Here is a 24797-nt window from a genome sequence, read left to right on the forward strand (position 1 = left end):
CGGCCGCCCCGTCGTCAGGCGGGTCGGGGGCGGATGACCGGCCGACGGCTGCCCTTCGGGACGGCGGTGGGCGAGGTCGCCACGATCTCTTCGACGTCTGCCGGCTCGGTCGACACGTCGAGACGCAGCGCCTGCGTGAGCGAGAGTCCGTGCCGTGTGGTCAGGATCAGGCGGCGGTACTGCTCGTCGCCCTCGAGGTCGATCACGACGCTCGGACGACGTTTGCGGATCAGCACGAAGTCCAGGCTGCCCGCCGCCTTCCAGCTGCCGGCGGCGAGGATGCCGGGGATGTGCGTGCCGGGGTTCGGGACGCCCCGCAGCCACGTCCACGCGTCGTCCGTGAGCTGGACCTTGGTGATGGTGTCGCGCGCGATGCGGACGTTCTCCCGGTGGAAGGTGGCTGCCCGTTCGAGCGGCGAGAGCACGACTTCGAGTTGCGTCTGGTCCAGCAGCAACGTCACCATGCACTCAGTCTGCCAGCGCGGCCCTGCCAGTTGTCTGGAAGTTGCTCACAGGAACGCAACGATCCCTTGTCGATTGCCACCATTCACCCGGAGCCTCGCTCCCGGTTCGCCGGAACCGAGAGCTAGGAGGTTGCTGCAGCAGCGGCCTCGGCGGCCGCCGGGAGCGCCGCCTCGATGAGCTGGAGCTCGCGCTCACCATGAGCGGCCGTGAGGAACCAGGCCTCGAAGACACTCGGCGGAAGAGCCACGCCCTGCTCGCGCAGGGAGTGGAAGAACGGGGCGTAGCGGAACGACTCCTGCGCCTGCGCCTCGGCATAGTTCCGTGGCTCGGACGCCCGGAACGACGCACTGAACAGGTTGCCCGCTCGGGCCACGGCGTGCGTGACGCCGGCCGAGGTGAGCGCAGCACCGAGGGCGGTCGATACCCGGGCGGATGCCGCATTCACCGTGGCGTACACCTCGGGGGTCGCGAGTCGCAGCGTCGCCAGGCCCGCCGCGACGGACAGCGGGTTCCCCGACAGGGTTCCCGCCTGGTAGACCGGGCCGAGCGGTGCGAGCAGGTCCATGACCTCGGCGCGACCGCCGAGCGCGGCCAGGGGCATGCCCCCGCCGACGACCTTGCCGAACGTGAAGATGTCGGGCAGATAGTCTTCGCCCGCCGCCGCCTGCAGACCCCAGAACCCTGCCGGGTGCACACGGAAACCGGTGAGCACCTCGTCGAGGATCATCAGGGCGCCGTGCGCGTGCGCGGTCTCGGCGATCAGCCGGTTGAAGCCGGGCAGCGGGGCGACGACACCCATGTTCGCCGCCGACGCCTCGACGATCACCGCGGCGATGCGCGGGCCGTGCTCGGCGAACACCGCGGCCAGCGCCTCGGGGTCGTTGTAGCCGATCACCAGGGTCTGCGCGGCGATCGGCGCAGGGACACCGGCCGAGCCGGGGAGCGCCAGCGTCGCGACACCCGAACCCGCCTCGGCGAGAAGCCCGTCGGAGTGGCCGTGGTAGTGCCCGGCGAACTTCACCAGTAGGTCGCGGCCGGTCGCACCGCGCGCGAGACGGATCGCCGTCATGGTCGCCTCGGTGCCGGTCGACACCAGACGCACACGTTCGATGGGACGGATCTCCCCGAAGCGGACCCGGTCGGCGATGAGCGCCGCGAGCTCAACCTCGCCCTCTGTCGGGGCACCGAACGAGAGTCCTCGAGCCGCGGCCTCCTGCACCGCCGCGACGATCTCCGGGTGCGCATGCCCGAGAAGAGCGGGGCCCCACGAGGCGACGAGGTCGACGTACTCGCGCCCCGCGGCATCCGTCACCGTGGCACCCTTCGCCGAAGCGAGGAATCGCGGCGTCCCCCCGACCGACCCGTAGGCGCGCACGGGCGAGTTGACCCCACCCGGGATCACCGCGCGGGCAGCAGAGAACAGGTCGTCATTGCGATCGGTCATGAGGACTCCTCGGAGATATCAGTCGCGCAGCCAGCCGGCGGCCTCGGTCGCCCAGTACGTCAGCACGGCATCGGCACCCGCACGACGGATGGAGAGCAGGGATTCGAGCACGGCTGCCCGGCGGTCGATCCAGCCGTTCGCGCCGGCGGCCTCGATCATCGCGTACTCGCCCGACACCTGGTACGCCCACACCGGGATGCTCACCGTGTCGCGCACCTCGCGCAGCACATCGAGGAAGGCCATCGCCGGCTTCACCATGACGATGTCGGCGCCCTCGGCCTCGTCGACGACGGCCTCGCGGACGCCCTCGCGCCGGTTGCCCGGATCGAGCTGATACGTGCGGCGGTCGCCCTTGAGCTGAGAATCCACCGCCTCGCGGAACGGTCCGTAGAAGGCGCTCGCGTACTTGGCGGCATAAGCCAGGAGGAGGGTGTCGGTGAAGCCCTCGGCATCGAGCGCCGCGCGGATCACCGCGACCTGGCCGTCCATCATCCCCGACAGCCCGAGCAGCTGGGATCCGGCGCGAGCCTGGGCGAGAGCCATCGAGGCGTAGCGCTCGAGCGTCGCATCGTTGTCGACCGAACCGTCGGCCGCGAGCACGCCGCAGTGGCCGTGGTCGGTGAACTCGTCCAGGCACAGGTCGGTCTGCACCACCAGCGCATCTCCGACCTCGGCGGCCAGCGCTTCGGTCGCGATGTTCAGGATGCCGCGCGGATCGTCGGCACCGGACCCGCGAGCGTCGCGCACCGCCGGCACACCGAACAGCATCACGCCGCCGACGCCCGCCTCCGCCGCTTCGACGGCGGCAGCGCGCAGCGAGTCGATCGAGTGCTGGGCGACCCCGGGCATCGAGCCGATCTGCACCGGCTCCGCGATGCCTTCGCGGACGAAGAGGGGCAGGACGAGCTGTCGGGGCTGCAGCGAGGTCTCGCGAACGAGATCGCGCACGGCCCGCGACTGACGCAGGCGCCTCAGTCGGACATCGGGGTAGCTCACGGCGCGAACTCGTCGGCCGCGTGCGGAAGTGTGAAATGCGAGACCGCGTCGATCAGTGCATCGACGGTCTGCCGGTCGGCCACCACCGACACCGGGAGGCCCGCGCGCTGCGCATCTTTCGCGGTCCGCGGTCCGATCGCCGCGAGCAGCGTCTCGTCGGGGATCTCCGGGAACTGCTCGCGCACCTGCTCGGCGACCGAGCCGCTGGTGATGAGGATCGCGTTGATGCGGCCGTTCTCGACGTCGCGGCGGATGCGCTCGGTCACCGGAACACCGACCGTGCGATAGGCGACGACGCTGGCGACCTCGTGGCCCGCCTTGGCGAGCTGCTTGCTCAGGACCGGCTTCGCGATCTCGCTGCGCAGGGCCAGGATGCGGCGCGGTGCGGTCTCGAGCGCGATCAGCTGCTGCGCCATACCCTCGGCCGAGTTGTCCTGCTCCGGCACCAGAGCGACCTCGTAGCCGACGGCCTGCAGCGCAGCGGCAGTCGTCTCTCCGACGGCCGCGATCTTGGTCGTACGGGGGACGATGGCACGGTGCGCGAACAGCACGTCGACCGTCGTGGCGCTGGTGATCGTGAGCCAGTCGAAGGATCCGGCCGCCAATTCCGCCAGGGCGGCGTCGAGCGCCGCCTGGTCGGTGGTGGGCGCGAAGTTGATGAGGGGCGCGACCACGGGCACGGCGCCCTGGGCGCGGAGGCTCGCGGCGACGCCGTCGCCCCACGGCCCGCCACGCGGCACCAGGATGCGCCAGCCGTCCAGCGGTCGGTCGTGCTTGATTTCGGAAGTGGTCATGAGGGTTTATTGCTCTCGGGGTACGAGGCCGGCCGCCCCTTGATCGAGCAGCCGACGGGCAACAGTGAACCCGAACTCGCGCGCTGCGTGCATCGGGTCTGCACCATCGGCAGCATCCGCTCCATTGCCACTGCCGTTCCGACGAATATACTCCCCGTTCAGGTCTTCGGTGACGTCGAGGCCGATCCGGCGCCCACCATCGACGGCGTAGACGACGGTCCTGACACGGATCGAGGAGCCGTCGACCACGGCGTGCGCGGCCATCGGCGCCTGGCATCCCGCGTCGAGTCCTTCGAGGATCGCGCGCTCCACCGTGATGGCGAGTCGGGTGTCGAGGTCGTCGAGACCGGCGAGTGCCGAGCGCAGCTCCTCGGGCGCATCCTCCCGCGTCTCGACGGCGAGGGAGCCCTGGCCCGGCGCGGTCGGCCACTCGGCGAGACCGAGTTCCTCGCGTCGCAGCGGAGACTTCGCCCCGAGCCTCGAGAGCCCTGCCGCAGCGAGGATCACCGCGTCGAGTTCGCCGGAGGTGACCCGCGCCAGCCGGGAGTCGACGTTGCCACGGATGTCGACGACCTCGGCGCCCGGCGCGCGCCTGCGCACCTGGGCGATGCGGCGCGGCGATCCGGTGCCGACCGTGCTCCCGGAGCGCAGCTCGTGCAGCGGGATGCCGTCGCGGGTGAGCACCACATCACGCGGGTCCTCCCGCTTCGGGGTCGCCGCGATCATGAGCCCGTCCGGGATCGCCGTCGGCAGATCTTTCAGGGAGTGCACGAGGAAGTCGCACTCCCCGGAGAGCAGGGCCTCGCGAAGACGCGTGGCGAAGATGCCCTGGCCACCGATCTCGGAGAGCGAGGCGCGGTTGGTGTCGCCCTCGCTGGTGATGGGGACGAGTTCGACAGGGCGGCCCGAAATCTTCTCGAGGGCCGTGGCGACATGACCGGACTGCGCTTGCGCGAGCGCGCTGCGACGGGTGCCCAGACGGATGGGGGTGCTCATGGCGCTTACTGCAGAACGTCCGCGATCTCGTCGAACCGGAGTCTGCGCCCCGTGTAGAAGGGCACCTCCTCCTTCACGTACAGGCGGGCGTCGGTGTAGCGGAGGTCGCGCATCAGGTCGACGAGGTCGGTGAGCTCATCGGCCTCGAGCGGCAGCAGCCACTCGTAGTCGCCGAGCGCGAACGAGGCGACCGTGTTGGCGAGGACGCCGGTGAACGCAGCACCCTTGCGGCCGTGGTCGGCGAGCATCTTGCGACGCTCCTCTTCGGGGGCCAGGTACCACTCCGGCGTGCGCACGAACGGGTACAGGCACAGCCAGTCCTTCGGCTCGACTCCGCGGAGGAAGCCGGGCACGTGGGCGCGGTTGAACTCGGCGTCGCGGTGCACGCCCATGACGTTCCACACCGGGAGGAGCGGGCGGAGCAGCTCGGTGCGGCGCAGACGACGCAGCGCCTTCTGCAGCTCCTCGGCGGTCTCGCCGTGCAGCCACACCATGAGATCGGCGTCGGCCTTGAGGCCCGAGACGTCGTAGAAGCCGCGGACGGTCACGCCGGAGTCCTCGATGTAGGCGACGATCGTCTCGAGCTCGGTCGACTCGGTCTCCGTCACGGGAACGTCGGGGTTTCGTCGCCAGACGGCCCAGAGGGTGAAGCCGGACGGGTTCTCATCGCGCTCTTCGGACATCATGCTCCCCAGTCTGCCTCGTTTACGCAGGAGCCGCTAATCACCCCGACCGGGGTAATCAGCGGCATCCTGGAATGACGTCGTCAGCGCGAGATGGCGCGCGCGATCGCCCAGACCGCGCCTCCCACGCCCGCGGCGATTCCGACGGTCGCGGCGATCGCACCGAGCGGATTGCGGTCGGCGAAGACCCGGGCCTTCGCCGCAGCGCGCGTCGATGCCTTCTCGACGCGGCGGGGGATGTTGCCCTTCACCTCGATGGCGGCCAACGCGGCCTTCAGCTCGGCTCGAGCAGAGGTCACCGGATCGATGATGCCTGCGGGAACGACGGTGCGCGGCAGGGACTCAGAATTCGTCATCGCCGGCCTCCTTCACGAGTCGGATGTCTTCGGCGACGGCCTGTGCCGGGTTCTGACGGCGGAGGACCTTGCGGAACTTCAGGATGCCGAGCAGCGCGAACAGCAGCACGGCGAGGATCAGGATGCCGAACACGACGATCGCCGACAGCCACACGGGCCACCAGGAGGAGAGGCCCGCGATCGCGAAGACCAGGATCACCGGCACCGCCCAGAACAGGAAGAACAGCGCGACGACGAACCACACGGAACCGATGCCGGCATCCTTCGAGGTGCGCGAGACCCACGCCTTGGCGGCGTCGATCTCGGCCTTGACCAGATTCGTGACGAGTTCCGGCAGATCCCCGAGGAGGGTCAGCAGGCTGTCGTCGGCACGATCTCGGTATCCGCGGGGCATGTCAGGCGCCGGTCTTCTTGGGCGCGGACTTGGCGGCAGTCGACTTCGTGGCCGTGGACTTGGAGGCGGCCGGCTTCGACGCGGGCTTGCTCGTCTTGGCGGTCGCCTTCGCGGCCTCGACAGCCTCTTCGGTCGCCTCGGCCAGGTCTTCCGCGGCCTCACGACCGGTGGCGATGGCGGAGTCGAGCCGCTGTCCCGGAGTGCCGTTGCCGGTCACCGACTTGGCCACCTTGACGACGCCGGTCCAGAGGGCGCCCGGCACGGCCGCAGCCTTGTCACCGACGAAGCCCTTGACCTTGGAGACCTGCTCCTGCACGGGATCGAGTTCCCATACCTTCAGCCACTGCGTCTTGATCTGCTCATAGCGCTCACGTCCGGCACGGGTGCCGAGGACGTAGCCCACGCCGAGTCCGACGACGAGTCCGATCTTCCCCTTCATGGGGTCTCCTCACCTAGTTCCGGTTGTCCGGCCTGCTTCGCCCGGCTTGGATGGCCCGCAGGCTTCCGCTCCCCACGACCAGGCTCCCAGCGTAGCCCCGTATGCCGATTTCGGCATCTATGGGTCAGAGGGTTGACACAGAGCGTGCACTCACTCCCACAACAGGGCGCGGCGCAGGCGGTCGGCTTCGTCGCGCGCATCCGGGATCACCTGTGCGAGGCCCGTGCCGGCGAGCCAGGCGCCGACCGCCGCGATACCGGGGACGGCCTGCACCGCGGCACGCGCGGCGGCGCGACGCTCACCGGAACCGATGATCGACGCCGGCTGTGACTGCACGAACCGACCGCGGTGCGTGGCGATCACGGCCTCGGGGGCGAGGGCGACTCCGAGCATCGCGGCGGCTTCGGTCCGCGCGAGATCGGCGGCGGCCTCGTCGCTCAGCGCCGCCGTCGCGGCGGGCTCGCCCTGCGCACCGAACGAGACCCGGACGAGGTGTCGCCGCCCTGCGGCTTCCCGCACCCAGGCCCACTTCGCGGTCGAGTGCGTGAGCGCCTTGGCCGTGTGGCTGCCCGGAACCGTGAGCACCCCGGTGCCGCGCGGTGCGGCATCCAGCGCGGGCGCGTCGAGCAGGAGGGTGACGATCTCGATCTCGGGCGACGAGGCGACCTCGGCGTTCTTCAGCGCCGGCGCTGCGGCAGAGAGGAGCGCCCGGGCGGCGGTCTCGGGGGTGGCGACGATGACGGCGTCGACGGCCATCTCCTCGATCACGGGCTCGACCTCGACCGCCTCGGCCGCGTGCAGCTCGGCGACCAGTGCATCCGATCCGTCTGCGGCCGCTGGGGCGACCGCCGGGGCGGCCTCGGTCTCGACGTCCCAGCCCTTCGCCGTCTTGCGAATGCCCCGCACGCGCACGCCCGTGCGCACCTCGGCCCCGAGACGGGTCAGGTCGTCGGCCAGCGCATCGACGAGCCCGCTCATGCCGCCGGACAGTCCCTCGACCGCAGCGCCGGGGGTCTTCGCCACCGTGGCGACGCCGGCCTTCGCTGCCGCATCGTCCCGAAGAGATTGCACCGCACCGGACAGCGACCCGACGCGGGTGAGCGCGGCGTTGAGGCCGGGAGCCGCGATGTCGATGTCGACGTCGTCGGGAGATGCGGAGTAGACGCCGGTGGTCACGGGAGCGACGAGGCGGTCCCGCACCTTCGATCCCATCCGCGAGGAGACCAGCTTGCCCAGGCTCAGCTGGTGGCCGATCGTGAGCGGCGGACGCACTCGGTCGAGGTAGGCGCGCCAGACGCCGGACCACCCGAGGATGCGGCGGACGTCGTCCTGGAACGGGTTCGCGGGGATGCCGAGGATGCCGCCGACCGGCAGCGGTGCCGCGCCGACGCCCGGGATGCCGGCCAGCCAGGCGCCGCCCGACCGCGGGGCGACGATGCGGTCGGCCAGTCCGAGCTCTTCGACCAGTGCCCGCACCAGGCCGCCCCTGGTCGCGTAGCTCTCGGCGCCGGCATCCACCATGACCCCGTCGAGCTCGATCCGGCGGATCGCGCCGCCCAGTTCGTCACCGGCCTCGAGCAGAGTCACCTGCATGCCGACCTTGGCGCACTCCCGTGCGGCGACGAGTCCGCCGATACCGCCGCCGATGACGACGACGTGCTTCTCCGCCGCGCGGGCGGCGAGGTCGGACGGCTCGGCGGAAGACGGCTCAGAGGTCATGCGGTCAATTCTCCCATCGGGCCGTCGCGGCCTGAGCCTCAGACGGTGTGCGCCAGCTCGACGATGCGGGTGAGCTGGTCGGGGTCGGTCTCGGGCGGGACGCCGTGGCCGAGGTTGAGGATGTGTGCCCGGGCCGCGCGGCCGCGCTCGATCACGTCGCGCACGTGCGCCTCCAGCACCGACCAGGGGGCGGAGAGAAGTGCGGGGTCGATGTTGCCCTGCACCGTGACATCCGGTCCGAGGATCGCGGCGGCCTCATCCAGCGGCTGACGCCAGTCGACCCCGACGCCGTCGGCGATGCCGTCGAGGCGCATGTCGGCGAGGAACGGCCCCGTGCCGACGCCGAAGTGGATGGTCGGCAGGCCGATGCCCTCGAGCGCCGCGTGGGAGTGCGGGGCGACGAACGCGCGGTAGTCCGCCGTGCTCAGCGAGCCGGCCCAGCTGTCGAAGAGCTGCACGACGGATGCTCCGGCATCGCGCTGCGTCTCGAGGAAGCGGCGCGAGACCTTCGCGAGCCATCCGGCGAGACGGTTCCACGAGTCGGGGTCGGAGTGCATCATCGCCCGTGCGCGCAGGTGCTCCTTGGAGGGGCCGCCCTCGACGAGGTACGCCGCGAGGGTGAAGGGGGCGCCCGCGAAGCCGATCAGCGGGGTATCGCCGAGTTCAGCCGTGACGAGGCGCACGGCCTCCGCGATCGCCGCGCCGTCGAGGCCGTCGGGATCGATCGCGGTGATGCGATCGACGTCGGATGCGGTGCGCACCGGGTTCGCGAACACCGGCCCGCGCCCCGGCTCGATCTCGACGTCGACACCGGCGAGGCGCAGCGGGATGACGATGTCGCTGAAGAACACGGCCGCGTCCACCCCGTGCCGACGGACGGGCTGCAGCGTGATCTCGGCGGCGAGGTCGGGCGTGAGGCAGGCGTCGAGCATCCGCGTCCCGACCCGCAGGTCGCGGTACTCCGGCAGCGACCTGCCGGCCTGCCGCATGAACCACACCGGAACGTGGGCGGGGCGGTCGCCGGAGAGGGCGCGCAGGAGCGGAGCATCGGAGAGGGCCATGCCCCCATCCTCCCATTCCGCCCTTATGCGGCCGCCGAGTTCGCCCGGTCGAATCCCGGTCGCCGCACACTCCGGTACTATCGATCTGTGCTGCTGTGTGTCACGGCGAGTCACAAGACCGCCTCCTTCGAACTGCTCGAACGCCTGAGCCGCACCCCCGACGACGTCGCTCCCACCATCGTGGGCATGACGCCGTGTGTGCAGGGTGCCGTTGTCCTCGCGACGTGCAACCGGTTCGAGGCGTACGTGGAAATGGACGAACCGCTCACCGCGGCCGGTGCCATCGGCGTCGAAGCGGTCATCGAGGCGGTCGAGTCCGCCACCGGCATCCCCGCCACCGAACTCGACGGCGCCTACACGGTGCACTCGGGCCGCCGCGTGGCCGAGCATCTCTTCTCCGTCGCCTCCGGCCTCGAATCCGTCGTCTCGGGCGAAGGCGAGATCGCCGGTCAGGTGCGCCGCGCACTGAAGTCCGCCCGCAAGGACGGCACCACGTCGCCCGAGCTCGAGCGCCTCTTCCAGCGCGCCAGCCAGGCGCAGCGCAAGGTCAAGAACGTCACCGCCCTCGGTCGTGCCGGCCGCTCGCTCGTGCGCCTCGCGCTGGAGTTGGCCGACAGCCGCATCGCCGACTGGTCCGCCGAGCGCGTGCTGCTGGTCGGCACCGGCGCCTACGCCGCGGTCACCCTCGCCACGCTCCGTGAGCGCGGCGCCGTCGACATCTCGGTGTACTCCCCCTCCGGCCGCGCGGCAGTGTTCGCCGCGAAGCACGGCATCCGTGCGGTCGCCGCCGACGAGTACGCCCGCACCGCCGCGCACTCGAGCCTGCTGATCACCTGCACCACCGCGACCGAACCCGTGCTCGGCCCGGAGCACCTGCAACTCCCGGTCGGCGCCGCGGCCGCGGGCTGCCCGGTCGGCGCCCACAGCCGGCTCGTGGTCGACCTGGGGATGCCGCGCAACGTCGACCCCGCTGTCGCGACGCTCGAGGGTGTCGCACTGCTCGACCTCGAGACCATCCGTCTGCACGCCCCGCTCGAAGAGCTGCAGGCGACGGATGCCGCACGCAGCGTCGTGCGCGAGGCCGCGGAGACCTTCCATGTGGTGGGCTCCCGCCAGAGCGTGACCCCGTCGGTCGTGGCCCTGCGCTCGCACATCTTCGAGCTGCTCGAGCGCGAGATCGACCGTGCCCGTGCGCGTGGCGACGAGGACGGCAAGGTCGAGCAGGCTCTGCGTCACCTCTCGGGCGTGCTTCTGCACACGCCGACCGTGCGCGCCCACGAGCTCGCCGCCGCCGGTCGCGCCGACGAATTCACCGCGGCGCTTGCGGCGCTGTACGGCATCGCGCCCGAGGCCGGCATCTCTGCAGCGGACGACGCCGCCTCCGCCTGAGTCGCTCGCGCTTGCCGCGGCCTTCTGCGCGCCCCTCGGCCGTTTCGCGCGCGAATGGCCGAAGCGCGCGCGATTGGCCGAGCGAAGCGTGCCTCGACCGCAGGGTGGGACACTGGAGGCATGGCCCTTCACATCACCGGAGACACCGCCGCCGACCAGCTGCTGACCGACAATCCTCTCGCACTTCTGGTGGGGATGCTGCTGGATCAGCAGGTCCCGATGGAGACCGCGTTCGCCGGTCCGCTCAAGATCGAACAGCGCACCGGAGCGGCGGATGCCGCGACCATCGCGCACATGGCACCGGACGAGTTCCTCGAGGCGTTCAAGCAGACCCCCGCCGTGCACCGCTTCCCAGGGTCCATGGCCGCCCGCGTGCAGACGCTGTGCCAGACGCTCGTCGATGACTGGGACGGCGATGCGGCCGCACTCTGGACCGAGGGCGCTCCGGATGGACCCGAGGTGCTGAAGCGCCTGAAGGCCCTCCCCGGATTCGGCGAGCAGAAGGCGAAGATCTTCCTGGCTCTGCTGGGCAAGCAGTACGGCTTCACGGGCGAGGGCTGGCGCGAGGCCGCGGGTGCATACGGCGAAGACGGCTCATACCGCAGTGTCGCCGACATCGTCTCTCCCGAGTCGCTCACGAAGGTGCGCGAGCACAAGAAGGCCATGAAGGCCGCGGCGAAGGCTCCGAAGTGAAGCCCACGGGCGATGACGTCGCGGGGCTCATCGCCCGTTCCTCCCCCGCCGTCCGCCGCCGGGATGCCGAGACGCTGACCGCGCTCATGCAGGAGATCACCGGACGAGAACCGCAGACCTGGGGCACGATCATCGGCTTCGGGTCGTGCCACTACCGCTACCCGACCGGCACCGAGGGCGACAGCGGACTGCTCGGCTTCGCACCCCGCAAGGCCGCGACCACGATCTACCTCTTCGATGGCGTCGACGCCCACACCGCGGCCCTGGCCGAGCTCGGCCCGCACACCACGGGCGTCGGATGCCTGTACATCAAAGACCTGGAGCAGATCGACCTCGAGGTGCTGCGCGGCATCCTCGAACGTTCACTGGCGTGGGTCGAGGCGGGCGGCACCCCCGAGGTGCAGCTGACCGTCACCGGCTGAGGAGCGTCCCACCGGCCGCGGCGCTTCTCAGCGCAGGACCTCGACGAGCGCGACCCACGACACCACGACGGCCGAGGCGATCGCGAGCAGACAGCCCACGGCCGCGAGGTACAGCCCGGCCGGATGCCCGAACCACACCAGCACGCCCGCCGCGAGATAGGCGAAGATCGGTAGGAAGCCGACCAGGTACTTGAGCGGACGGACGCGATCCTCGGGATTCGGATCGGTCGCGATGAGTCGCGTCGCGTGCACCTGAAACACCGCGGCCAGCAGTGCGACCACGACGGTCACCGCCCCGAACCATGCCGCGTCGATACCGGGCACGAGCCCCAGCGCCGACACCGCGAGCGCGAGGAGCAGCGCGGCGATTCCGGCGAGGAGCCTTGCGGTCAGCGTGCGCGATTTGACGATCTCGGCGATGTTCACGCTCGCAGCGACGATCACGAGACCGGCGAGCGCAGCGGTCGCTCCCGCCATCGCGACGTTGAACTCGCTCCACGACTCGAACATGCCGACATGCTAGACCCACCCGCGTGACCGTCGCACGGGTGGGTCTGGACAGCCGAGTCGGGTTCGGAGGTCAGCGGACGTCGGCGAAGAACACGCGGATGTCGGCTGCCAGCACGTCCGGACGCTCCAGGGCCGCGAAGTGCCCGCCCTCGTCAAAACGACTCCAGTGCACGATGTTCGAGTTGTCGCGCTCGGCGAAGACCCGGATCGTCTGGAAGTCGTCGGCGAACACGGCCACCCCGGTCCGCGCGGCGTTGATGCGCGGCTCGGCACCGTCGTCCGCGGCATCCGCTCTGGCGTTCTCCAGGTAGCTGCGGCTCATGCCGGAGGCCGCATTCGCGAACCAGTTCACGCTGACCTCGAGCAGGATCTTCTCCTGCGGCACGAGCGAGGTGCCGTTGCCGAACGAGTTGAACAGCTCGCTGTAGGCGAGCAGCCCGACCGGGGAGTCGCTGAGCCCGACCGACACCGTCTGCGGGCGCGAGGCGTTCATCGTGTTGTAGCCGCCGACCGACTGGAACCACTGCATGTGCTCGAGGCCGGCGTAGTCGGCGGGCTCGAGCTTCTCGAACTCCGCCGGGTCGCCCGACGGGAAGGAGAACAGCTGCAGCACGTGCAGTCCGAGGAAGCCCGCGGGCTCGAGCAGCCCCAGTTCGCGGGCCACCATCGCGCCGTTGTCGGAGCCGTGGATGCCGTAGCTGTCGTAGCCGAGCCCGCGCATCAGGCGGTCGTAGGCGGCGGCGACCCGACCGACCGTCCAGCCCGTCGACGCCAGGGGTTGCGAGAAACCGTAGCCCGGAGCATCCGGGATCACGACGTCGAAGGCGTCTTCGGCACGACCGCCGTGAGCCACCGGGTCGACGAGCCGGTCGATCAGATCGAGGTAGTCGATCGAGGAACCGGGGTAGGTGTGGGCGAGCAGCAACGGCGTCGCGCCCGCGTGGGTCGAGCGCACGTGGATGAAGTGGATCGTCTGGCCGTCGATCTCGGTCGTGAAGTGCGGGACGGCGTTGATCCGGTCCTGGGCCTCCGTCCAGTCGAAGTCTCGCCACGCAGCGACGGCCTCGCGGAGGTAGGAGTTGGGGGTGCCGGCATCCCAGTCATCCGTCGGCGAGGGCTGCGGAAGGCGAGTGCGGGCGAGGCGATCCTGGAGATCGGCGACCTCGGTGGCGGAGACCGAGACGGTGAAGGGGCGGAAGGCGAGCGTCGTGTTTTCCATATCTCGAAGGTAGGAGGGCATTAGGTTGGATTCGTTCCTAATGGATGGATGACTTTCGAGGAGCTCCGATGGCCGACCCGACCGCGCGTCTGCTCGCGTTACTGGCGCTCTTGCAGACCGGTCCGGAGCGCTCGGGAAGCGACCTCGCGTCGCGTCTCGGCGTCTCGGCGCGCACCGTCCGACACGACATCGAACGACTGCGCGACCTCGGCTATCCCGTCGATGCGACCCGCGGATCCGTCGGCGGCTACCGGCTCGGTGCCGGAGGAAAGCTGCCACCCCTGCTGCTCGACGACGAGGAGGCCGTGGCCGTCACCGTCGGCCTGCGCGCCGCGGCCGGCATCGCGGGGATCGCGGAGTCCGGCGCGAGGGCCTTGGCGAAACTGGAGCAGGTGTTGCCGTCGCATCTGCGCCCCACGGTCGATGCCCTCCGCTCGAGCGTCGACCGCGCCCCCGAGAACAACGACACGGACGCCCCGGACCCCGAGGTCGACGCCGCCGCACTGCAGGCCATCGCGAGCGCGATCCGCAACGAAGAGTGGCTGCGCTTCGATTACGAGGGCGCGCCCGTGCTGGTCGAGCCGTACCGTCTGCTTACCTGGGTGCGGCGGTGGTATCTCGTGGCGCGAGACCCGCAGACCGAGGAGTGGGGCACCTACCGGGTCGACTGGATGGACCTGCGGATGCCGACCCATCGGCGCTTCGATCCGCAGCCCCTCCCCGGTGGCGACTACACGGCGTTCGCGATGCGGACCATCGCGGTGAGCGGCTGGAAGGTGCACGCCCGGCTCCGCATCGACGCCCCGGCCGAAGCCGTGCTCGACCGGATCCATGCGGCGGTCGGCGTGGTCGAACCGGTCGACGACGAGCACTGCATCCTCGTCACAGGTGCCGACAGCCTCGACACCGTGGCCGCGTACATCGGGATGCTGATGATGGACTTCACGGTCGAGAGCCCGCCCGAGCTGCTCCCGCGGCTGCAGCTGCTCTCCGAGCGGTATGCGCGGGCGGTCGCCGGGAGCGCATGAAAGACCCCGCCGGCCACTCGGGCCGACGGGGTCTGGATCGCTGCGATCCTCAGGCGCCGCGCAGGCGCTCCGCGAGGTACGCGTGCAGCTCGTCGATCGAGACGCGCTCCTGCGCCATGGTGTCGCGGTCGCGCACCGTGACGGCGCGGTCGTCGAGCGAGTCGAAGTCGACCGTGACGCAGAACGGGGTGCCGATCTCGTCCTGGCGACGGTAGCGGCGACCGATCGCACCCGCGTCGTCGAAGTCGACGGCCCAGGAGCTGCGGAGCGTGTCGGCGACCTCGCGGGCGAGCGGCGACAGCTTCTCGTTGCGCGACAGCGGCAGCACGGCGGCCTTGACCGGGGCGAGGCGCGGGTCGAGCTTGAGCACCGTGCGCACGTCGGTGCCGCCCTTGGCGTTGGGCACCTGCTCCTCGCGGTACGCGTCGACGAGGAACGCCATCATCGCGCGGGTGAGGCCGAACGACGGCTCGATCACGTACGGGGTGTAGCGCTCACCCGTGGCCTGGTCGAAGTACGTCAGGCTCTGGCCCGACGCCTCGCTGTGGCTGGAGAGGTCGTAGTCGGTGCGGTTGGCGACGCCCATGAGCTCGCCCCACTCCTTGCCCGCGAACCCGAACTTGTACTCGACGTCGATCGTGCCGGCCGAGTAGTGCGCACGGTCGTCTTCGGGCACGTCGAACTGACGCATGTTCTCGGGGTCGATGCCGAGGTCGATGAACCAGTTCCAGCACGCTTCGACCCAGTGCTCGAACCACTCCTGCGCCTCGGCCGGCGGGGTGAAGAACTCGATCTCCATCTGCTCGAACTCGCGGGTGCGGAAGATGAAGTTGCCGGGCGTGATCTCGTTGCGGAACGCCTTGCCGACCTGGCCGATGCCGAACGGCGGCTTCTTGCGGCTCGCGGTGAGCACGTTCGAGAAGTTCACGAAGATGCCCTGGGCGGTCTCGGGGCGCAGGAAGTACATGCCCGACTCGTCGTCCACGACGCCGAGGTAGGTCTTCACCAGACCGGAGAACGCCTTGGGCTCGGTGTACTGGCCCTTGGTGCCGCAGTTCGGGCACGGGATGTCGGCGAGACCGTTCTCGGCCTTGCGGCCCTTGCGCGCCTCGAAGTCCTCGATGAGGTTGTCGGCACGGAAGCGCTTGTGGCACTGCAGGCACTCGACCAGCGGGTCGGTGAACGTGGCGACGTGACCCGACGCCTCCCACACGCGCTTGGGGAGGATGATGCTGGAGTCGAGGCCGACCATGTCGCCGCGGCCGCGGACGAAGGTCTGCCACCACTGGCGGCGGATGTTCTCCTTGAGCTCCGTGCCGAGGGGGCCGTAGTCCCAGGCCGATCGAGAACCGCCGTAGATCTCACCCGCTTGGAACACGAACCCGCGGTGGCGGGCGAGGGCGATGACCTTGTCGAGGCGGGACTGTTCGGCCATGGTGGCTCCAATGGTCGGATGCGGGAGGAAACCCGTGAACACGGGCAACTCATTCTATCCGTCGTCCCGCGCGGGACCTGGCCCCTCAGCCCGCCGCGGAGTACCGTCCTGGCATGAGCACTCCTGCGCGCACTCGGCGAACTCGCGACGAAGACACTCGCTTCTTCGGACAACCCTGGGCGCTCGTGCACATCTTCGGCGTCGAGATGTGGGAGCGGTTCAGCTTCTACGGCATGCAGGGCATCCTGCTCATCTACCTCTACTTCGAGGTGACCGAGGGCGGCCTCGGCATCCCCAAGGCTGTTGCGGGCGGCATCGTGGGCGCGTACGGAGGGTCGGTCTACCTCTCGACGATTCTCGGGGCCTGGCTCGCCGACCGCCTGTTCGGCGCAGAGCGCGTGCTGTTCGTCAGCGCGATGGTGATCGTGGCGGGGCACCTCGCCCTCGCCCTTCTTCCGGGCGCGGTCGGTGTCGGCGTCGGCCTCGTGCTCGTGGCGCTCGGATCCGGCGGGCTCAAGGCGAACGCCACATCAGTCGTCGGCAGTCTGTACAGCGCCGACGACCCGCGCCGGGACGCCGGTTTCTCGCTCTTCTACCTCGGCATCAACCTCGGCGCGTTCCTGGGGCCGATCCTCACCGGCATCCTGCAGTCCTCGCTCGGCTTCCACTACGGCTTCGGCCTCGCTGCGATCGGGATGACGCTGGGGCTCATCCAATACTCGTTCGGCCGCAAAGCGCTGCCCGCCTCGGCGCGGGAGGTGCCCAACCCGCTTCCGAAGTCCCGCTATCTGCTGGTCGGGCTCATCGCGGCCGCCGCGATCGTGCTCATCGCCGTCCTCGTGCTCACCGGCGTGATCCGACCCGACAACCTCGCCACCCTGGTGATCGGTGTCACGATCGTCGCCGCGGTCGCCTACTTCTCGGTGATCCTCGGCAGCCGTCGCATCGACGCCACCGAACGATCGCGAGTGTGGGCGTTCCTGCCCCTCTTCATCACCAGCGTCGCGTTCTGGTCGCTGTACCAGCAGCAGTTCACGGTGCTGACGATCTACTCCGACCAGCGCCTGAACCGCAACCTGTTCGGCTGGGAGATGCCCGTCTCCTGGGTGCAGTCGATCAACCCGGTCTTCATCATCATCCTGTCCGGTGTCTTCGCCGCGATCTGGACCAAGCTCGGAAAGCGTCAACCATCGACGCCGGTGAAGTTCGCGCTCGCGGCCATCATCATGGGATCGGCGTTCCTGCTCTTCCTCCCCTTCGCCGGCGGCGGCGAGAACTCCACACCGCTGCTGGCGATCGTCGGGATCCTCTTCGTGTTCACGGTGGCGGAGCTGCTCATCTCGCCGGTCGGCCTGTCGGCCGCCACCAAGCTCGCACCGGGTGTGTTCCGCACGCAGATGGTCGCGCTGTTCTTCCTGTCGATCGCGCTCGGGACGGCGATCTCCGGATGGCTCGTGCAGTTCTACAACCCCGACGACGAGGTGCCCTTCTTTTCGATCCTCGGCGGCATCGCCATCGTCGTCGGCATCGGACTACTGGTGAGCGTCAAGCCCGTGCTGAAGCTCATGCGCGGGGTGCGCTGAGCGTGCGCGCCGCTGTTCAGGCGGCGCCGCGGGTCACGCAGTGAAGAGGTAGCCGCGCGCGTTGTCGTAGCCGGCGATGGTCAGGCCGCTGCCGAGCAGGCCCTCCATCTGTCCGCGCAGACGCAGACGCCACTCGTGAGCGGCTTCCGGGTCGGAGACACGCATCGCCTCGATGTCGGCCGGGATCTCGAGGGTCTCGACGACCGCATCGTCGGCCGGGGGCTTCGCGATGTCGGCGAGCGCCCACTCGACGTCCAGGCGGTCGCTCTCGTCACCCGCGTCGCCGCCGCCGAAGATGCCGTAGCGGTTCACGGAGTAGCCGGTGGCACGAGCGCCCAGCACCGAGAAGAAGAAGTGCGCATTGCGCGCCACGAGCGGGTCGAACACCCAGGTGATGCGCCCGACGTCGCGTGAGAACGCCCACTGACGCTGGTGCTCCTTGAGTTCGCGACCCCAGCCGCGCCCGCGGTACTCCGGCAGCAGCGCGGTGATGTGCGAGTGCATCGCACGCCGGGCGGGCTCGCCGAAGAAGGCGATGGAGGCGCCGACCATGCGCTCCTCCTCGCCCTCGCCGTCGAAGAACCCGACGACGTAGTTGCCCGACTGCTGCAGGGCGCGCAGGGTGCCGGCATCCACCACGCGCTGCGGACCCCGGATGGAGTCGAGCAGGCCCTGCGCGTCGAGGATGAGTTCAACGGTGTCGAGATCGCGGATGGTTCGCACGGACCCAGTCTGCCCCTCCTGAGCCCGTTCGCGGAAACGCGACCGCGATCAGATCTGGCGCAGCGCGTCGCGATCGAGCTGCGACACGGACGTCAGCCCCGCGAGACCGAGCGTGATGTCGACCTCGGCGAGCACGTTGCGCACGACCTCGCGCACGCCGGCCTCCCCGGCGATACCGAGGCCGTAGGCGTACGGACGCCCGAGCGCCACGACCGTGGCTCCGAGAGCCAGGGCGATCACGGCATCCGCACCACCACGCACGCCGGAGTCGAAGACGATCGGCACGCGACCCGCGACGCGCTCGGCGATCTCGGGCAGCACGTCGAGCGTCGGCACCGACCGGTCGATCTGGCGGCCGCCGTGGTTCGAGATCCAGATGCCGTCGACGCCGGCATCCAGCGCGGCCTGGGCATCGTCGGGATGCACGATGCCCTTCAGGATGATCGGCAGGGTCGTCCACTCCCGCGCCTTCGCCAGGTCGCTCCAGGTGAGTGCCGGGGTGGAGAACACGTCGAGGAAGGTCTCGACCGCGGCCCGAGGCAGCGGCGAGCGCAGGTTGTCACGCAGCGACCCACCGCCCGTGAGCGGCGCACCCTTGCGCGCGATCGTGAGGGCGGCGGCGACCGCTTTCGGCGTGACCTTGACACCGGGCGCATCGCCCTTCGGCGCTGCGACACGCTCCCGCACCAGCTGCTGGAACACCGGGTCGCTCGTGTACTGCGCGATGCCCATCCCCCGCGTGAACGGCAGATACGCGAGATCGAGGTCGCGGGTGCGCCACCCGAGCAGGTGCGTGTCGAGAGTGATGACGATCGCCTCGCAGCCGGATGCCTCGGCGCGGGCGAGCAGCGAGCGGTTGAGGTCGTCGGACGCCGACCAGTAGAGCTGGAACAAGCGAGAGCCGTCGGGTGCGGCATCCGCCACCTGCTCCATCGGGAACGACGCCTGGTTCGACAGCGTGTACGGGACGCCGAGGGATGCCGCCGCGCGGGCCACGGCGAGATCCGCATCCGCGTGCGCCATCTCCATCACTCCGAGCGGGGCGAGCAGCAGCGGGGTCGGCCTGCGCTTGCCGAGGAACTCCACGCCGAGGTCGCGGGTCGAGACGTCGCGCAGCGGGCGCGGCCACACCTGCCAGCGGTCGAATGCGCGGCGGTTGGCCGTCATGGTGCGCTCGGACCCCGCACCACCGGCGATGTAGGCGAACGCCTCGGCACTCAGTGCCTTGCGGGCGGCCGCCTTCAGCGCAACCGCGTCGATCGGCACCGCGGGTCTCGTCCCGCTGATGCCGGCGCGGTAGATGTCGGACTGGGTGCGCCGGGAGATGCCGCGGTGGGCGGCGGGATCGTCCGGAGCGACGCTGCTCGTGACCATGACCACATGCTAGTCAGGGGCCCGGCGACCCTGCACCGTGGGATCGCCGATAGCCTGGGCCGGTGGGTGCGAACGACGACAGGGCCAGGAAGCGCCTCTCCCGCACCCCGCCGAAGTGGGCGATCGTCGCGGTCCTCGCCTTCGCCGGACTCTGCTCGTCGTTCATGTTCACGCTCGTCGTGCCGTTGCAGGCCGAGCTGCCGCAGCTGCTGAACGCCTCCCGCGAGGACACGACCTGGGTCGTCACGATCACGCTGCTCGTCGCCGCCGTCGCCACCCCGATCTCGGGCCGACTCGGCGACATGTACGGCAAGCGCCGGGTGGTGATCGCGCTACTCGCGATCCTGATCCTCGGCTCGGTGATCGCCGCGGTCTCCGGCTCGATCATCGGAGTGATCATCGGGCGCGCACTCCAGGGGGCCGTGACGGGCGTCGTTCCCCTCGGCATCGCGATCATGCGCGACGTACTGCCGCCCGAGCGGCTCGGCACCGCGGTCGCCCTTATGAGCGCGACCATGGGTGTCGGCGGCGCGATCGGCATGCCGGTGGCCGCCCTTCTCGCGCAGAACGCCGACTGGCACATGCTGTTCTGGCTCGCGGCAGCCCTTGGGGTCGTCGGCCTCATCCTCGTGCTGGCCGTGATCCCCGAGGATGTGCTCCGCTCCCCCGGGCGACTCGACGTGCTCGGCGCCATCGGGCTCGCCATCGGTCTCACCGGCATCCTGCTCTTCGTCTCCCGAGGTGCACAGTGGGGCTGGACCTCACCGCTCACACTGGTCTGCATCATCGGCGGACTCGTCGTGCTGCTGGTGTGGGGCTGGTACCAGTTGCGCACGAAGGACCCGCTGCTCGACCTGCGGGTGGCGGCGCGCCCCGCCGTGCTGTTCACGAACATCGCCGCGATCGGCATGGGCTTCGCGCTGTTCGCCTCGAACGTGACGTTCCCGCAGCTGCTCGAGATGCCCGCGGTCGACGGCGCCGGATTCGGGCTCGACATGCTCGCGGCGTCTCTCGTGATCATGCCCGCCGGTCTCGTGATGATGGTGATCTCCCCGCTGTCGGGCTGGCTGGAGCGCACGGTCGGACCGCGGCCGCTGTTCACCGTCGGCGCCGGCGCGATCGTGCTCGCCTACGTGTTCGTGCTGCTGTGGTCTTCCGAGGTGTGGCACATCTTCGTCGCGAACATCTTCATCGGAGTCGGCATCGGCTTCACTTTCGCCGCCATGCCGATGATCATCATGCGGTCGGTGCCGGCGAACGAGACCGGTGCGTCGAACGGCCTGAACGCCCTGTTCCGTTCGGTCGGCACCTCGAGCGCTTCGGCCGTGATGGGCGGCATCCTCGCCGCGATGAGTGTCGAGGTCGGCGGTGTCGCCGTGCCGACCCGCGCCGCGTTCGAGGTGTGCTTCTGGCTTGCGATCGCCGCCGGCATCATCGCGGTCGTGCTGTCGCTCTTCATCCCGAAGCAGCGCAGCTCCGAGCAGCATCCGTCGCTGCCCGGCTGAGCTCTGCCCTCTCTCAGGTCAACGGGAGATCGTGCGCGGGTCCGGATCACCGTCCCGCGGCGGGCGCAGCCGGTCCGGGATCGGCCAGGCCAGCACGAACTGCGCCGTCGCCGGGCGGGACATGTCGCCGAAGTCGTCGAGCTTCACCACGATGCGACCCGGCACGCCCTCCTCGTCCGGCGTGACCTCGAGGATCCGAACCCGGAGCGGGCGGTCACCCTCGCCCTCCAGCATCCACGGGTCGGCGAGCCAGGCGATGCCGTGCTCCTCGAGCGCCACCTCGGCGTCGAGCCATTCGGTCGGATCGGATGCCGGTCGGCCCAGCACGTCGACCGCGACCCAGTCGTCGCCCTCCGGGTGGATCCAGCCGAGCAGCTCGCCGTCGTCACGGCGGTGCGGGGTCCAGTCGGGTCGGGGCATCCCTCGATGCTAGCGAGGGGAGCGTGCTCTCAGTGCGTGTACTCCATGAGTTCGACGCCGAGCACCCGGAAGGCGTCATGCGCGCGCAGCCGGTGCGTGATCGACAGGTCGTCGAAGCAGACGATGAGCGAGTAGGCGACGCCGGCGCGGGGCCCCGCGAGCACGCCCGCCTCGGCGCGGACCCCGCGGTCGCGGCCGGTCTTGTTCACGAACAGCAGTCCGTGCGCGTCATGATCGTGCGCGAAGGGGTCGAGGCCGGTGGATGCCGCGACCAGGCTCAGGTCCTGGTTCAGGCTCAGCCACTCCGACACCTGCGCGCTGACCGCGGCGTCGACGACCTGCGAGTTGACCAGGGCCGAGAACAGCCCGGCGAGCTCCCGAGCGGATCCCACGGCGACCTGCGGGGCGTCGTCCGGACCGCGGCGGTCACGGAACCGGTCGAGCAGGGCCGTACGGCGCAGCCCGAGCGACTCGATGCGCTCGCGCACCCGGTCATGTCCGACCTTCTGCAGCAGGGCGTTCACGGCGATCGGATCGCCGGCTGTCGCGGCCAGCACGGCCAGATCCTCGAGCGGCAGCGCCGGGGCGTGCAGATGCCGCCACAGGCCGGAGCTCTCGACGGCGTCGACGCTCTCGCGCTCGACGATCTCGAACGGATCGAGCGCACCGCTCTGGAATCCGGCGGCCACCTCGATCAGCAGCGGCACCACGCCGAGCCCCGCGACGGGCATGGTCACGTGATCGTCGCCGGCCAGCACGTGCACGTGATTGTCGAGGTCGACGACGTGCACCGACACCTGAGCGCCGGAATCGACCAGTCCCTCGAGGGAACGCAGGGTGGCCGTGAAGGAGCGGCGCCCGAGCGCGGCGCGACGCGGGAGCCGGCGGCTGGTCCGCTGCGAGCGACGGCCCGCAGAAGACTCCGGCGCACCGCCGAGGGACTCGGGGGCCGAGGAGTTGCGGAACCCTTCACCAGGCTCGAGAGCGCCCACGCGTGATCCTTACGAGGGGGGGATTTGCGGGATACCACGGGGAGGCACTCCCCAGCGGCAGGGCTATCGTAACCCCACCGCCGGGGGATGCATCACAGAGTCAGACGATTGGTCACCAGATGGTCACACGCGACGCCTCGGGGAGCCACAGGGCGTCGTCCTGGCCCACGCCGAACGCCTCGTAGAACGCGTCGATGTTGCGCACGATCTGGTTGCAGCGGAACTCGTTCGGCGAGTGCGGGTCGATGGTCAGCAGCCGCAGCGTCTCGGCGTCGCGGCTCTTCTGCTGCCACACCTGCGCCCACGAGAGCAGCAGGCGCTGCACGCCCGTGTACCCGTCGATGACCGGGGCCTCCGCGCCGCCGAGCGAGAGCTCGTAGGCCTTGAGCGCGATGCCGAGGCCGCCGAGGTCGCCGATGTTCTCACCGATCGTGAGGGCGCCGTTGACATGGTGCTCGGCGTCGAGCCCTTCGGGGACGAGCGCGTCGTACTGCGCGATGAGCGCCTTGGTGCGCTCCTCGAAGGCCGAACGGTCGGCGTCGGTCCACCAGTCCTGCAGGCGGCCGTCGCCGTCGTAGCGGCTGCCCTGATCGTCGAAGCCGTGACCAATCTCGTGCCCGATGACAGCGCCGATTCCGCCGTAGTTCGCGGCGGCGTCACGGCTCGCGTCGAAGAACGGATACTGCAGGATGGCCGCAGGGAACACGATCTCGTTCATCGACGGGTTGTAGTACGCGTTGACCATCTGCGGCGGCATGTGCCACTCGAGGCGGTCGATCGGCTTGCCGACCTTGTCGACGTGCCGGTCGTGCTCGAAGATCGACGCCCGACGAACGTTGCCGAACAGGTCGGCCCTGTCGATCTCGAGGCTCGAGTAGTCGCGCCACACCTCGGGGTGGCCGATCTTGGGGGTGAAGGAGTCGAGCTTGGCGAGCGCGCGCCCCCGGGTCTCGGCCGTCATCCACTCGAGCTCGGTGATGCTCTGCCGATATGCCTCGATCAGGTGGGCGACCAGCTCGTCCATCGCGGCCTTCGCCGTCGGCGGGTAGTGCCGCTCGACGTAGACCTTGCCGATCGCCTCGCCGAGAGCACCCTCGGTGAGCGAGACGCCGCGCTTCCAGCGCTCGCGGATCGTCGGCACGCCGGTGAGCTCGGTGCCGTAGAACGAGAAGTTCTCGTGCACCAGGTCGTCGGTGAGGTACGGGGCCGCGGCGTGCACGACCTTGGCCCGCAGCCATGCCTTCCAGTCGTCGAGACGCTCGGGCGTGAGCAGCGAGCCGAGTCCCTCGAAGAAGCTGGGCTGCGAGACGACGACCTCGTCGAAGGCGGCCGGGTTCGACGGTGTGACGGCCTCGCGCCACGGAGTCAGGTCGACGCCCGTGAGCTCCTGCAGCTCGTCCCAGGTCTTGAGGTTGTAGGTCGCCACGGCGTCGCGGCTTCGCACGTTGTCCCAGTGATGGCCCGCGAGCTCGGTCTCGAGTGCGATCGCACGGTCGGCGTTCGCCCCGGCATCCGGGACGCCGGCGAGGTCGAGCAGCCGCTCGAGGTGCGCGCGATAGGCGGCCCTGGTGTCGGCGAACGTGTCGAGCCGGAAGTAGCTCTCGTCCGGCAGGGACAGCCCGGCCTGCATGAGCACGGGCAGGTAGCGCTCGGGGTCGCCCGGGTCGCCGTCGACGTACATGCCGATCACGGCCGCGCGGCCGTCGCGGTCGTAGGCGCCGACGGTGCGCAGGAACGCCGGGATTCCGTCGATCGCGTCGACCTCCGCGAGGGTCTCCGTCAGCGGAGAGAGGCCGGCGGCATCGATGCGCTCGGTGTCCATGAAGCTCGCGAACAGGTCGCCGATCTTGCGAGCGAGCGTGCCCTCCTCGGCATCCTGCGACTCCTCGATGATCGCCCTGACGTCTTTCTCGGCCTGCTCGGCGAGGAGGTGGAACGAACCCCAGCGCGCCTTGTCGCCGGGGATCTCGGTGCGCGAGAGCCAGGCGCCGTTCACGTGACGATAGAGGTCGTCCTGCGGGCGGATGTCGGAGCTGAACTCATCAAGGGCGAGGCCTACGGGAAGAACGTCAGTCATGCGCACCAGCCTATGACCCCCCTCGGACTCCGGGCCGGTTCGCTGCACCCTCTTCGGCCGATCGCGCTTCGTTCGGCCAG

The 24797-nt window shown here is 70.0% G+C and carries 25 protein-coding genes; 6 read left to right on the plus strand and 19 right to left on the minus strand.

From position 1 onward, the window contains the following. Nucleotides 1-14: 14 nt before the first annotated feature. The 11 genes from HCX50_RS00515 to hemE form a co-directional block, all read right to left on the minus strand. A complete protein-coding gene (locus tag HCX50_RS00515) occupies nt 15-464 on the minus strand; it encodes a hypothetical protein (protein ID WP_091031622.1) in 450 nt (149 codons plus the stop codon). Nucleotides 465-586: 122 nt separating this feature from the next. Further along, nucleotides 587-1909, minus strand: a complete 1323-nt coding sequence (gene hemL, locus HCX50_RS00520; RefSeq protein WP_167632640.1) for a glutamate-1-semialdehyde 2,1-aminomutase — start codon at nt 1907-1909, stop codon at nt 587-589. Between the two features lie 18 nt (nt 1910-1927). Then, the gene (gene hemB / locus HCX50_RS00525; protein WP_091031629.1) at nt 1928-2905 is read right to left on the minus strand and encodes a porphobilinogen synthase; all 978 of its coding nucleotides are present in this window, start codon (nt 2903-2905) and stop codon (nt 1928-1930) included. Further along, nucleotides 2902-3699: a uroporphyrinogen-III synthase gene (locus tag HCX50_RS00530; protein ID WP_091031633.1), complete on the minus strand. Its 798-nt coding sequence runs from the start codon at nt 3697-3699 to the stop codon at nt 2902-2904. Before HCX50_RS00530 ends, hemB begins: the two co-directional genes overlap by 4 nt. 6 nt (nt 3700-3705) lie before the next feature. After that, a complete protein-coding gene (gene hemC / locus HCX50_RS00535; RefSeq protein ID WP_167632641.1) occupies nt 3706-4695 on the minus strand; it encodes a hydroxymethylbilane synthase in 990 nt (329 codons plus the stop codon). 5 nt (nt 4696-4700) lie between these two features. Continuing rightward, nucleotides 4701-5381: a hydrogen peroxide-dependent heme synthase gene (gene hemQ, locus HCX50_RS00540; RefSeq protein WP_091031640.1), complete on the minus strand. Its 681-nt coding sequence runs from the start codon at nt 5379-5381 to the stop codon at nt 4701-4703. An 80-nt stretch (nt 5382-5461) separates the two neighbouring features. Then, nucleotides 5462-5734, minus strand: coding sequence for a hypothetical protein (locus HCX50_RS00545; RefSeq protein WP_167632642.1), 273 nt, complete (start codon nt 5732-5734; stop codon nt 5462-5464). Next, nucleotides 5721-6128 carry a phage holin family protein gene (locus HCX50_RS00550; RefSeq protein ID WP_029261236.1) on the minus strand — a complete coding sequence of 136 codons (408 nt, stop codon included), beginning with the start codon at nt 6126-6128 and terminating at the stop codon, nt 5721-5723. The genes HCX50_RS00545 and HCX50_RS00550 overlap by 14 nt, the downstream gene beginning before the upstream one ends. 1 nt (nt 6129) lies before the next feature. Further along, the gene (locus HCX50_RS00555) at nt 6130-6567 is read right to left on the minus strand and encodes a hypothetical protein (protein ID WP_091031652.1); all 438 of its coding nucleotides are present in this window, start codon (nt 6565-6567) and stop codon (nt 6130-6132) included. Between the two features lie 150 nt (nt 6568-6717). Continuing rightward, nucleotides 6718-8286: a protoporphyrinogen/coproporphyrinogen oxidase gene (locus tag HCX50_RS00560; protein WP_167632643.1), complete on the minus strand. Its 1569-nt coding sequence runs from the start codon at nt 8284-8286 to the stop codon at nt 6718-6720. A gap of 38 nt (nt 8287-8324) precedes the next feature. Then, on the minus strand, nt 8325-9347 hold the full coding sequence (gene hemE, locus HCX50_RS00565) for a uroporphyrinogen decarboxylase (protein WP_167632644.1): 1023 nt from the start codon (nt 9345-9347) through the stop codon (nt 8325-8327). 87 nt (nt 9348-9434) lie between these two features. Between hemE and HCX50_RS00570 the strand changes: the two genes are divergently transcribed. The 3 genes from HCX50_RS00570 (at nt 9435) to HCX50_RS00580 (ending at nt 11851) form a co-directional block, all read left to right on the plus strand. After that, the gene (locus HCX50_RS00570) at nt 9435-10736 is read left to right on the plus strand and encodes a glutamyl-tRNA reductase (protein ID WP_167632645.1); all 1302 of its coding nucleotides are present in this window, start codon (nt 9435-9437) and stop codon (nt 10734-10736) included. Nucleotides 10737-10856: 120 nt separating this feature from the next. Next, nucleotides 10857-11429: an HhH-GPD-type base excision DNA repair protein gene (locus tag HCX50_RS00575; protein ID WP_167632646.1), complete on the plus strand. Its 573-nt coding sequence runs from the start codon at nt 10857-10859 to the stop codon at nt 11427-11429. Further along, on the plus strand, nt 11426-11851 hold the full coding sequence (locus HCX50_RS00580) for a DUF1801 domain-containing protein (RefSeq protein WP_167632647.1): 426 nt from the start codon (nt 11426-11428) through the stop codon (nt 11849-11851). Before HCX50_RS00575 ends, HCX50_RS00580 begins: the two co-directional genes overlap by 4 nt. 27 nt (nt 11852-11878) lie before the next feature. Here HCX50_RS00580 and HCX50_RS00585 read toward each other — a convergent pair whose 3' ends face one another. Then, the gene (locus HCX50_RS00585; RefSeq protein ID WP_167632648.1) at nt 11879-12361 is read right to left on the minus strand and encodes a hypothetical protein; all 483 of its coding nucleotides are present in this window, start codon (nt 12359-12361) and stop codon (nt 11879-11881) included. 70 nt (nt 12362-12431) lie between these two features. Beyond that, the gene (locus tag HCX50_RS00590; RefSeq protein WP_167632649.1) at nt 12432-13580 is read right to left on the minus strand and encodes an epoxide hydrolase family protein; all 1149 of its coding nucleotides are present in this window, start codon (nt 13578-13580) and stop codon (nt 12432-12434) included. A 68-nt stretch (nt 13581-13648) separates the two neighbouring features. Between HCX50_RS00590 and HCX50_RS00595 the strand changes: the two genes are divergently transcribed. After that, entirely contained in the window at nt 13649-14608 is a 960-nt protein-coding gene (locus HCX50_RS00595) for a helix-turn-helix transcriptional regulator (RefSeq protein ID WP_167632650.1), read from the plus strand. Between the two features lie 49 nt (nt 14609-14657). Here HCX50_RS00595 and HCX50_RS00600 read toward each other — a convergent pair whose 3' ends face one another. Continuing rightward, nucleotides 14658-16043: a glycine--tRNA ligase gene (locus HCX50_RS00600; RefSeq protein WP_167632651.1), complete on the minus strand. Its 1386-nt coding sequence runs from the start codon at nt 16041-16043 to the stop codon at nt 14658-14660. A gap of 113 nt (nt 16044-16156) precedes the next feature. On the opposite strand from HCX50_RS00600, the gene HCX50_RS00605 reads away from it, so the two are divergent. Further along, nucleotides 16157-17626: a peptide MFS transporter gene (locus tag HCX50_RS00605; RefSeq protein ID WP_091031678.1), complete on the plus strand. Its 1470-nt coding sequence runs from the start codon at nt 16157-16159 to the stop codon at nt 17624-17626. 33 nt (nt 17627-17659) lie between these two features. On the opposite strand, the gene HCX50_RS00610 is transcribed toward HCX50_RS00605, so the two are convergent. Next, the gene (locus HCX50_RS00610) at nt 17660-18349 is read right to left on the minus strand and encodes a GNAT family N-acetyltransferase (protein ID WP_167632652.1); all 690 of its coding nucleotides are present in this window, start codon (nt 18347-18349) and stop codon (nt 17660-17662) included. 48 nt (nt 18350-18397) lie between these two features. Then, complete coding sequence (locus HCX50_RS00615; RefSeq protein ID WP_167632653.1) at nt 18398-19723, minus strand: alpha-hydroxy-acid oxidizing protein; 1326 nt, start codon at nt 19721-19723, stop codon at nt 18398-18400. Between the two features lie 62 nt (nt 19724-19785). Between HCX50_RS00615 and HCX50_RS00620 the strand changes: the two genes are divergently transcribed. Then, nucleotides 19786-21228 carry an MFS transporter gene (locus HCX50_RS00620; RefSeq protein ID WP_167632654.1) on the plus strand — a complete coding sequence of 481 codons (1443 nt, stop codon included), beginning with the start codon at nt 19786-19788 and terminating at the stop codon, nt 21226-21228. Between the two features lie 18 nt (nt 21229-21246). Here HCX50_RS00620 and HCX50_RS00625 read toward each other — a convergent pair whose 3' ends face one another. From HCX50_RS00625 to HCX50_RS00635, 3 genes are all read right to left on the minus strand, one after another. Continuing rightward, on the minus strand, nt 21247-21648 hold the full coding sequence (locus tag HCX50_RS00625) for a hypothetical protein (RefSeq protein WP_167632655.1): 402 nt from the start codon (nt 21646-21648) through the stop codon (nt 21247-21249). Nucleotides 21649-21677: 29 nt separating this feature from the next. After that, nucleotides 21678-22640 (minus strand): serine hydrolase, encoded by a 963-nt coding sequence (locus HCX50_RS00630; protein WP_167632656.1) that lies wholly within the window; start codon nt 22638-22640, stop codon nt 21678-21680. Nucleotides 22641-22752: 112 nt separating this feature from the next. After that, on the minus strand, nt 22753-24717 hold the full coding sequence (locus HCX50_RS00635) for a M13 family metallopeptidase (protein WP_167632657.1): 1965 nt from the start codon (nt 24715-24717) through the stop codon (nt 22753-22755). Nucleotides 24718-24797 lie beyond the last annotated feature (80 nt).

This window comes from Microbacterium sp. B19(2022), from assembly GCF_012030385.1.
GTDB classification, from domain to species: domain Bacteria; phylum Actinomycetota; class Actinomycetes; order Actinomycetales; family Microbacteriaceae; genus Microbacterium; species Microbacterium oxydans_B.

Excerpts from the sequence above, each read along its gene's own strand:
- HCX50_RS00515 (WP_091031622.1), bottom strand. The coding sequence starts at position 464 with ATGGTGACGTTGCTGCTGGACCAGACGCAACTCGAAGTCGTGCTCTCG.
- hemL (WP_167632640.1), bottom strand. The coding sequence starts at position 1,909 with ATGACCGATCGCAATGACGACCTGTTCTCTGCTGCCCGCGCGGTGATC.
- HCX50_RS00530 (WP_091031633.1), bottom strand. The coding sequence starts at position 3,699 with ATGACCACTTCCGAAATCAAGCACGACCGACCGCTGGACGGCTGGCGC.
- hemC (WP_167632641.1), bottom strand. The coding sequence starts at position 4,695 with ATGAGCACCCCCATCCGTCTGGGCACCCGTCGCAGCGCGCTCGCGCAA.
- hemQ (WP_091031640.1), bottom strand. The coding sequence starts at position 5,381 with ATGATGTCCGAAGAGCGCGATGAGAACCCGTCCGGCTTCACCCTCTGG.
- HCX50_RS00545 (WP_167632642.1), bottom strand. The coding sequence starts at position 5,734 with ATGACGAATTCTGAGTCCCTGCCGCGCACCGTCGTTCCCGCAGGCATC.
- HCX50_RS00550 (WP_029261236.1), bottom strand. The coding sequence starts at position 6,128 with ATGCCCCGCGGATACCGAGATCGTGCCGACGACAGCCTGCTGACCCTC.
- HCX50_RS00555 (WP_091031652.1), bottom strand. The coding sequence starts at position 6,567 with ATGAAGGGGAAGATCGGACTCGTCGTCGGACTCGGCGTGGGCTACGTC.
- HCX50_RS00560 (WP_167632643.1), bottom strand. The coding sequence starts at position 8,286 with ATGACCTCTGAGCCGTCTTCCGCCGAGCCGTCCGACCTCGCCGCCCGC.
- hemE (WP_167632644.1), bottom strand. The coding sequence starts at position 9,347 with ATGGCCCTCTCCGATGCTCCGCTCCTGCGCGCCCTCTCCGGCGACCGC.
- HCX50_RS00575 (WP_167632646.1), top strand. The coding sequence starts at position 10,857 with ATGGCCCTTCACATCACCGGAGACACCGCCGCCGACCAGCTGCTGACC.
- HCX50_RS00585 (WP_167632648.1), bottom strand. The coding sequence starts at position 12,361 with ATGTTCGAGTCGTGGAGCGAGTTCAACGTCGCGATGGCGGGAGCGACC.
- HCX50_RS00590 (WP_167632649.1), bottom strand. The coding sequence starts at position 13,580 with ATGGAAAACACGACGCTCGCCTTCCGCCCCTTCACCGTCTCGGTCTCC.
- HCX50_RS00595 (WP_167632650.1), top strand. The coding sequence starts at position 13,649 with ATGGCCGACCCGACCGCGCGTCTGCTCGCGTTACTGGCGCTCTTGCAG.
- HCX50_RS00600 (WP_167632651.1), bottom strand. The coding sequence starts at position 16,043 with ATGGCCGAACAGTCCCGCCTCGACAAGGTCATCGCCCTCGCCCGCCAC.
- HCX50_RS00605 (WP_091031678.1), top strand. The coding sequence starts at position 16,157 with ATGAGCACTCCTGCGCGCACTCGGCGAACTCGCGACGAAGACACTCGC.
- HCX50_RS00615 (WP_167632653.1), bottom strand. The coding sequence starts at position 19,723 with ATGGTCACGAGCAGCGTCGCTCCGGACGATCCCGCCGCCCACCGCGGC.
- HCX50_RS00625 (WP_167632655.1), bottom strand. The coding sequence starts at position 21,648 with ATGCCCCGACCCGACTGGACCCCGCACCGCCGTGACGACGGCGAGCTG.
- HCX50_RS00635 (WP_167632657.1), bottom strand. The coding sequence starts at position 24,717 with ATGACTGACGTTCTTCCCGTAGGCCTCGCCCTTGATGAGTTCAGCTCC.